The 8,198-nt window shown below is 61.8% G+C and carries 5 protein-coding genes and 1 pseudogene; 3 read left to right on the forward strand and 3 right to left on the reverse strand.

The annotated features are described in order from the left end of the window. Positions 1-44: 44 nt before the first annotated feature. From chvE to mmsB, 3 genes are read left to right on the forward strand one after another with little or no spacing between them, the layout of a single operon-like run. Positions 45-1,103: a multiple monosaccharide ABC transporter substrate-binding protein gene (gene chvE, locus ACFFP0_RS19190; protein ID WP_377263800.1), complete on the forward strand. Its 1,059-nt coding sequence runs from the start codon at positions 45-47 to the stop codon at positions 1,101-1,103. A 58-nt stretch (positions 1,104-1,161) separates the two neighbouring features. Continuing rightward, positions 1,162-2,721, forward strand: coding sequence for a multiple monosaccharide ABC transporter ATP-binding protein (gene mmsA / locus ACFFP0_RS19195; RefSeq protein ID WP_377263789.1), 1,560 nt, complete (start codon positions 1,162-1,164; stop codon positions 2,719-2,721). Further along, entirely contained in the window at positions 2,721-3,911 is a 1,191-nt protein-coding gene (gene mmsB / locus ACFFP0_RS19200; RefSeq protein ID WP_377263791.1) for a multiple monosaccharide ABC transporter permease, read from the forward strand. Before mmsA ends, mmsB begins: the two co-directional genes overlap by 1 nt. 136 nt (positions 3,912-4,047) lie before the next feature. Here the strand turns inward: mmsB and ACFFP0_RS19205 are convergent, their stop codons facing one another. From ACFFP0_RS19205 to ACFFP0_RS19215, 3 genes and pseudogenes are all read right to left on the reverse strand, one after another. Beyond that, on the reverse strand, positions 4,048-5,946 hold the full coding sequence (locus ACFFP0_RS19205; RefSeq protein ID WP_377263792.1) for an ABC transporter ATP-binding protein: 1,899 nt from the start codon (positions 5,944-5,946) through the stop codon (positions 4,048-4,050). Positions 5,947-5,956: 10 nt separating this feature from the next. Further along, the gene (locus tag ACFFP0_RS19210) at positions 5,957-7,810 is read right to left on the reverse strand and encodes an ABC transporter ATP-binding protein (protein ID WP_377263794.1); all 1,854 of its coding nucleotides are present in this window, start codon (positions 7,808-7,810) and stop codon (positions 5,957-5,959) included. A gap of 286 nt (positions 7,811-8,096) precedes the next feature. Continuing rightward, a pseudogene (locus ACFFP0_RS19215) lies at positions 8,097-8,198 on the reverse strand (IS5/IS1182 family transposase); the annotation flags it as partial.

Consider the following 8,198-nt stretch of genomic DNA (forward strand, 5'->3'; position numbering starts at 1 on the left):
GGCGGTTCGAAGGGAGCCGCCCCAAAGGAGGAGTAAACATGCGAATGTTCAAATATCTTGCTACTGCAACGATGCTGGTGGGACTTGCGGTAGCATCTGCCGCGACGGCCGCTGACAAGGGGCTCGTCGGCGTCGCCATGCCAACCAAGTCCTCGGCACGCTGGATCGCCGACGGCGACAACATGGTGAAGGTCCTGAAGGAGCGCGGCTACCAGACGGACCTGCAATATGCGGAAGACGACATTCCGAACCAGCTCTCGCAGATCGAGAACATGGTCACCAAGGGCGCCAAGGTGCTAGTCATCGCCTCTATCGACGGCACGACGCTGTCGGATGTCCTGAAGCAGGCGCATGACCAGGGCATCAAGGTCATCGCCTATGACCGCCTGATCCGCGACACGCCGAATGTCGACTACTACGCGACCTTCGACAACTTCCAGGTGGGCGTGCAGCAGGCCACTTCGCTGGTGAAGGGCCTCAAGGCCGACACCGAAAAAGGCCCGTTCAACATCGAGCTCTTCGGCGGCTCGCCGGACGACAACAACGCTTTCTTCTTCTACAACGGTGCGATGAGCGTGCTGCAGCCGCTCATCGACAAGGGCGTGCTGAAGGTCGGCAGCGGCCAGGTCGGCATGGACAAGGTCGCGACCTTGCGCTGGGACCCGGCGACGGCGCAGGCCCGCATGGACGCCATCCTCTCCTCGACCTATTCGGGCAAGAAGCTGAACGGCGTGCTTTCGCCTTATGACGGCCTCTCGATCGGTATCCTCTCCTCCGTGAAGGGCGTCGGTTATGGCAGCGGCGATATGCCGATGCCGGTCGTCACCGGTCAGGACGCGGAAGTCCCGTCGGTCAAGTCGATCATTGCCGGCGAACAGTATTCGACCATCTTCAAGGACACCCGCGATCTCGCCAAGGTCACCGTCGACATGGTCGACGCCGTGATGAGCGGCAAGGAGCCGACCGTCAACGACACCAAGACCTATGACAACGGCAAGAAGGTCGTTCCGTCCTACCTGCTGAAGCCGGTCGTGGTCGACAAGACCAACTGGAAGCAGATCCTGGTCGACGGCGGCTATTACAAGGAAGCGCAGCTCAAGTAAGCTTTTTGCTCCGCGCGGTGGTAAACTGCCGCGCGGACCCTTTTGTTTCGGAGTGATCATGCTCGATCCCGTTCCGCTTGCCGAAAAGCCGCCCATTCTCGAAATGCGCAGCATTTCGAAGAGCTTTGGCGCCGTCAAGGCGCTTTCCGATGTCAGCTTCACTGTCCAGGAGGGCGAGATTCACGCGCTCGTCGGCGAAAACGGCGCCGGCAAATCGACGCTGATGAAGGTGCTTTCCGGCGTCTATCCGCATGGCTCCTACGAGGGCTCGATCTTTTTCGCCGGCGAAGAACGCCATTTCCGCGATATCAACGATTCCGAAAAGCTTGGCATCATCATCATCCACCAGGAGCTGGCGCTCATCCCCCTGATGTCGATTGCGGAGAACATATTTCTCACCAATCCGCCGGCGCGTTACGGGGTCATCGACCGCAGCGAGCGCCACGAGCGGACCAAGGCCCTGCTTGCGAAGGTGGGGCTAAGCGAACAGCCGGACACGCTGATCACCAATATCGGTGTCGGCAAGCAGCAACTGGTCGAGATCGCCAAGGCGCTGTCGAAGGACGTGCGGTTGCTGATCCTCGACGAGCCGACCGCTTCGCTCAACGAAACGGACAGCGCCGCGCTTCTGGAACTGCTCAAGGAATTCCGGTCGCACGGGATCACCTCGATCCTCATATCCCACAAGCTGAACGAGATTTCCGAAGTCGCCGACCAGATCACGGTGCTGCGCGACGGGCGCACCGTCGGCACGCTCGATTGCCATGCCGGCCCGATCGACGAGGATGAGATCGTCCGCCGCATGGTCGACCGAGACCTCGAGAGCCGCTATCCGAAGCGCGACCCGAAGATCGGCGACGTGATCTTCGAAGTCGAGAACTGGTCCGCCTATCATCCGATGCATGCGGACCGGCAGGTGGTCAAAAACGTCTCGCTCAAGGTGCGGGCCGGCGAGATCGTCGGCATTTCGGGCCTGATGGGCGCCGGGCGCACCGAATTCGCCATGAGCCTGTTCGGCCGGTCCTGGGGGCGGCACATCACAGGCACCGCCAGGCTGCACGGCAAGGAACTCGACCTCTCCGACGTCCACAAGGCCATCAAGGCGGGTCTCGCCTATGTCACCGAGGATCGCAAGCAGCTCGGCCTCATCCTGTCGGAAGACATCCGCAAGAATGTCTCGCTCGCCCATCTCGGCGGCGTTTCCTCGCGCGGGGTCATCGACGATATCGCGGAAATGAAGGTGGCGCAGGAATTCCGCGGCCGCATGCGTATCCGCAGCCACAACGTCTACCAGGACACCGGCAAGCTTTCAGGGGGCAACCAGCAGAAGGTGGTCCTGTCGAAGTGGCTGTTCACCGGCCCCGAAGTGCTGATCCTCGACGAGCCGACGCGCGGCATCGACGTCGGCGCGAAATATGAAATCTACACGATCATCAACGAACTCGCCGATGCCGGCAAGGCGGTGGTCGTTATCTCGTCGGAAATGCCCGAGCTGATCGGCATCTGCGACCGTATCTTGGTGATGCACGAAGGTGCTTTCGTCGGCGAGGTGTCCGGCGAGGGAGCCACGCAGGAAAATATCATGCGCGCCATCATGCGACGCAAAGGGAGAGAATAATGAGCACGCCCCAGGAAGCAGTCTCGGCGCCGCCGAAGGCGACCGGTTTTCTGAAGGACAATCTCCGCGATTTCGGCATGCTGATCTCGCTCGTGGTCATCGTGGTGTTCTTCCAGTTCGCCACCGATGGCGTGCTTCTGAAACCGCTCAACGTCACCAACATCGTGCTGCAGAACGCCTATATCGTCATCATGGCGCTCGGCATGCTGATGGTGATCGTCACCGGCCATATCGACCTGTCGGTCGGTTCGGTCGCAGGCTTCATCGGTGGGCTTGCCGGGCTCATGATGGTTCAATGGGGCATCAATTTCGCTCTCGTCATCATTGCCTGCCTAGCCGTGGGCGGCCTGATCGGGGCGATTCAGGGCTATTTCGTCGCCTATTTCAAGATACCGTCGTTCATCGTGACGCTCGCCGGCATGCTGGTCTTCCGCGGCCTGATGATCGCCATCCTCGGCAGCCAGGCGATCGGGCCTTTCCCGCCGATCTTCCAGAAGCTCTCGTCCGGTTATGTCGCCGAGATCGTCTCGTCGGCCGGCGGCCTCTACATCACCTCGTTCCTGCTCGGACTGGTCCTCGCGATCATCCTCATCGTGCAGAATTTCGCGAGCCGCAAGCGGCGCATTTCGCATGGCGTCGAGACGGAGCCGTTTGGTTTCTTCGTCGCCAAGAATCTGCTGATCCTTGCCGGCCTCGGTTACATCGCCTTCCTGATCTCATCGCATCGCGGCATGCCGAACGTGCTGATCATCATGGCGGTGCTGATCGCCGCCTACAGCTTCCTGACCACCCGCACCGTGATCGGCCGGCAGATCTATGCGGTCGGCGGCAATGCCCGTGCGGCCGAGCTTTCCGGCATCAAGACGACGCGGCTGGTTTTCCTCACCTTCGTCAACATGGGCGTGCTGGCGGCGCTCGGCGGTCTCGTCGTCGCCGCGCGTCTCAACAGCGCCACGCCGAAGGCCGGTGCCGGGTTCGAACTGGACGTCATCGCTGCCTGCTTCATCGGCGGCGCGTCCGCCTATGGCGGCGTCGGCAAGGTAACCGGTGCGGTCATCGGCGCCTTCCTGATGGGCGTGATGAACAACGGCATGTCGATCCTCGGCATCGGCATCGACTACCAGCAGGTCATCAAGGGCCTGGTCCTGCTCGGCGCCGTCTGCGTCGACGTCTACAACCAGCGGCGCTGAGGCGCCGCTTTCCCTTCTGGATTGCCCCAAGAAACTCGAAAGCCCGGATGCGTCAGACGCCTCCGGGCTTTTTTGTGTGCAGGCCTGTTACCGCGGCCGCTTGAGGGGCGACTGGCTGGAACCATCGAAGCTGACTTCAGGTTGCCGACTCGGTCACGGCCTCTTCGATAACGTCTTCCGGGATGTCGTCAAAGGACGAGTAGTTGAGGTTGTAGAGTTTCGAATAAAGCTTTTCGTTCTTCATCAGCTCGCGGTGATTGCCGCTTTCGATCAGCTCGCCATTCTGCAGGACGATGATCCGGTCGGCCTCGCGGATGGTTGCCAGGCGATGGGCGATGACGAGGCCGGTGCGGCCTTCGAGCAGCTTAACCAGCGCCTTCTGGATCAGCATTTCCGTATAGCTGTCGATATTGGCGGTCGCCTCGTCGAGCACCAGGATTTTGGCGTCGGCCACCAGCGCCCGGGCAAAGCTCAGGAGCTGGCGCTGGCCGAGCGACAGATTGCCGCCGCGTTGGCCGAGAATGCTCTCGTAACCATCCGGCATGCGCATGATGAAGTCATGGGCGCCGACCGCCTTGGCCGCCTCGATCACCTGTTCGCGGGTCGCATCCGTCTTGTGGTAGCGGATGTTCTCGAACACCGTTCCGGTGAACAGGAACGGCTCCTGCAGCACCATGGCGATCTGCCGGCCGAGCGATTCCTGCGTCAGGTCGCGCACGTCATGACCGCCGACCAGGACCTGGCCCTGCTGCGCGTCGTAGAAGCGGTGGATCAGCGACATACAGCTCGACTTGCCCGAGCCCGTCGGGCCGACAAGTGCCACCGTCTCGCCCGGATTCACCTTGAAGCTCACATGCTTCAGGACCGGGTGCTTGGGATTGTAGCCGAACACCACGTCCTTGAACTCGACCGAGCCATCCATCTCCGCCGACAGGATTTTGGCGTTTGGCGCATCCTTGATGTCGACCGGTACGTCCAGCACCTCCGTCAGGCGCTGGCCGGATGCCATGGCGCGCTGCATGACCGAATATTGCAGGGTCAGCGAGCGGATCGGGTCGAAGAAGCGCTGGATGTAGAAGAGGAAGGCGACCATGACGCCGACGTCGAGCGCCTGGTTGAGGACGCGCGCGCCGCCGACCACGACGACCAGCGCCATCGCAAGGCCGGTGAGCGAATCGACGATCGGCACCATGACCTGGGCGTATTTGGCCGCGTTCAGATGGGTGTTGAGATTGGCGCGGGCCTTGTCGTCATAGAGCATGAAGTTGACGCTCTGGCGGTCCATGCTCTGGACGGCGCGCACGCCGTGGATGGCTTCGGCAAGCGCACCGTTGGCGATCGAATTGGTCTCATGCGCGGCCATGAAGGATTTTCGCGCGCGCGGCAGCCAGAAGAGGCGCACGACGAAGAGGACGGGGAGCGCGCAGAGCGTCAGCAGGCCGAGCTTGAAGTCGAGCGTCAGCATGACGAAAACGATGCCGAACAGCAGCGTGATATCGCCGACCGACAGAACCGAGGTTTCCAGGAATTCCTGCATGGAATTGACATCGCCCTGCAGGCGCGACATCAGCCGGCCGACTTCGGTCTTGTCCATCCAGGAGAGCGAAACACGCTGCAGATGGGTAAACATCGCCTTGCGGATATCGAAGAGCACGTCCTCGGCGACGCCGCCGACCAGCGTTTCCTGGGCATAGCTGGCGGCGAAATTGATGAGGATCGCGACCAGGAAGGCGACCATCGACCAGATCAGCACGGATTGGCTGTCGCTGCCCGGCTGCATGCCGTGGTCGATCGCATAACGGATGATCAGCGGAATGAGGAGCTGCATCGCCGTGAAACAGAGCACGGCCAGCACCGCCCAATAGATCTTGGTGCGATAGGGGCGCACGAAGGCCCAGATGCGCTTGACGATATTCTTGTCGAAGACCTTGCCGAAGATTTCCTCTTCGATGCGATGCGAGCCGACCACCGCGCGGGGCGGGCGCCTGCCGTCTTCGCGAACGTCCGAGCGTTCGGTTTCCAGTTCCTCGGCCATAAATCCTCCCTCAGGCGCTGAGCGCGTCGTCGCCCGGACGTACCTGCAGATCGTAAAGCGCCTTGTAGCGGCCGCCGAGCGCAAGCAGCTCGTCATGCGTTCCGCTTTCGACGATGCGGCCTTCTTCCACGAACAGGATGCGGTCCGCATGCATCAGCGAGCTCAGCCGGTGGGCGACGATGATCGTCACCCGGTCGGCTGCGTATCTGCGCATGGCGCTGCGGATGCGCTGTTCGGTGCCGGCGTCGATCGCTGCCGTCGAGTCGTCGAACACCATCACGGCCGGGCGCAGCATCAGCGCGCGGGCGATCGACAGCCGCTGCCGCTGGCCGCCGGAGAGCGATACGCCGCGTTCGCCGACGATGGTGCCGTAACCGGTCGGCAGGCCGAGCACATAGTTATGGAGCTGGGCGCTTTCGCTGGCCCGCTCGATGCGGCCTTCTTTCGCCCAGGGGTCGCCATAGGCGATATTGTTCTCGATCGTCGTCGTGAACAGGAAACTGTCCTGCTGGACCACGGCGACCGACCGGCGCAGCGATTGCAGCGTCGCGCGGCGGATATCCTGGCCGTCGATGGTGATCCTGCCGCCCGTCGCATCGTAGAAACGCGGGATCAGGTGGGCCATGGTCGATTTGCCGCTGCCGGGCGGGCCGACGATGCCGATCGTCTCGCCACGCTTCGCCTCGAAGGAAACGCCGGTCAGGACCTGGTGTTTCTCGGCGCCGGGATAGGCGAAATCGACATTCTCGAACCGCAGCGTGCCGTCCGTGACCTTGAGTTCCTTGGCGCCCTTCTCGTCCTTGATGGCGATATCGAGGTCGAGCAGTTCGAACAGACGGGCGCCGCAGGTGGAGGCGCGGGCAAAGGCGTTGACCATCAGGCCAAGCTGGCGCACCGGCATCTGCAGGATGGTCATGAAGGTGAGGAAGGAGGTAAGCGTGCCGACCGTCATCTGGCCGGCCATCACCTTGTTTCCGCCGACCCAGAGAACGAGGCCCATGGCGGCGAAGAAGGAGAGCGTCATGGCGCTGGTATTGGCGACGCGGATGCCGACGCGCTGGTGGGCCAGCGTGACTGCGCTCTTCGATGCCGTCTCGAACTTGTCGAGCTCGTGGTCCTGGGCGGCGAAGGCGCGCACGACGCGGATACCGCCGAGGTTTTCCTCCATGACGCGGGTGAGAACCGAGAGCCGTTCCTGCAGGTCGAGCCAGGTGGCGCGCAGCCGAAGCTGAGTCACCGACGACCGCCAGCCGACGAAGGGCACGAAGCTCAGGGCCAGCAGGCCGAGCACCATGTCGGTCGAGAGCAGTAGATAGGCGCCGAAGCCGATCAGCACGGTCAGGAGGACCATGCGCACCAGCGCCGTCGAAAAATACATGCGCACGCCTTCGAGATCGAGAAGCCCGACGGTGATCAGGTCGCCGGAATGCATGCTGTCATGGAAGCTGAAGGACAGCCGCTGGATCTTCTCGTAACAGGCGAGCCTGAGGCGATAACCCATATGGTGGCCGACGGCCTCGCTGAAATAGTTCTGGAACAGGGTGAAGATGCCGCGCAGGACGCTCGCGCCGAGCAAGAGCAGGGCGGTCGTCAGCAGCGCGTCCTGGGCCGCCTGGCCGACATCGCCGCCGGTCAGCGCCACCTGGGTGTGATCGACCGCTTGCCCAAGCAGCCGCGGGATCATCAGCTGGAACGCGGAGGCGATCAGGGTCGCGCCGATCGCGAAGCTCGATTGCCACGGATGACGGAAGGCCATGACGGTAATGCGGGTCAGTATAGAGAAGCCCTTGCCCCAACCTGCCGCATTCACCAGCGCCAACGAAGCCGACGGCTTCGCGACGCGAACTGTTGCATCGCTGCTCACGGTTATATTCCAAAAAATGAATCACAGGGCCGGATAAAATTATCCGGGAAGACGGCCAATATGAGATGAAGATTCGGACCGGGATCTAGCCTGCATACTGACGCTGATCAGTCAATCGAATTGGGCCGAAAACCAGGAGCCGAGTGGTGATTTTTTGACCCGTGTGACGCCCGAATTTTGGGCATGGAGCTTTTCGGTATTCCAGTGCCTGAAGCGACGTGGATGCCGGACTGAAAAGCGTCCGGTCGATTTTCGAAACGCCACCTAGGCCGTAGCGACGAATTAACTATTTGAGCCAGATGGCGATAGCGGCGATTTTGACGAAGCCCATGAAGTTTGCGAGCAGCTTGTCGTATCGTGTGGCGACACGTCGGAATTGTTTGAGCTT

Source organism: Neorhizobium puerariae (assembly GCF_042429745.1).
Lineage (GTDB): Bacteria > Pseudomonadota > Alphaproteobacteria > Rhizobiales > Rhizobiaceae > Neorhizobium > Neorhizobium puerariae.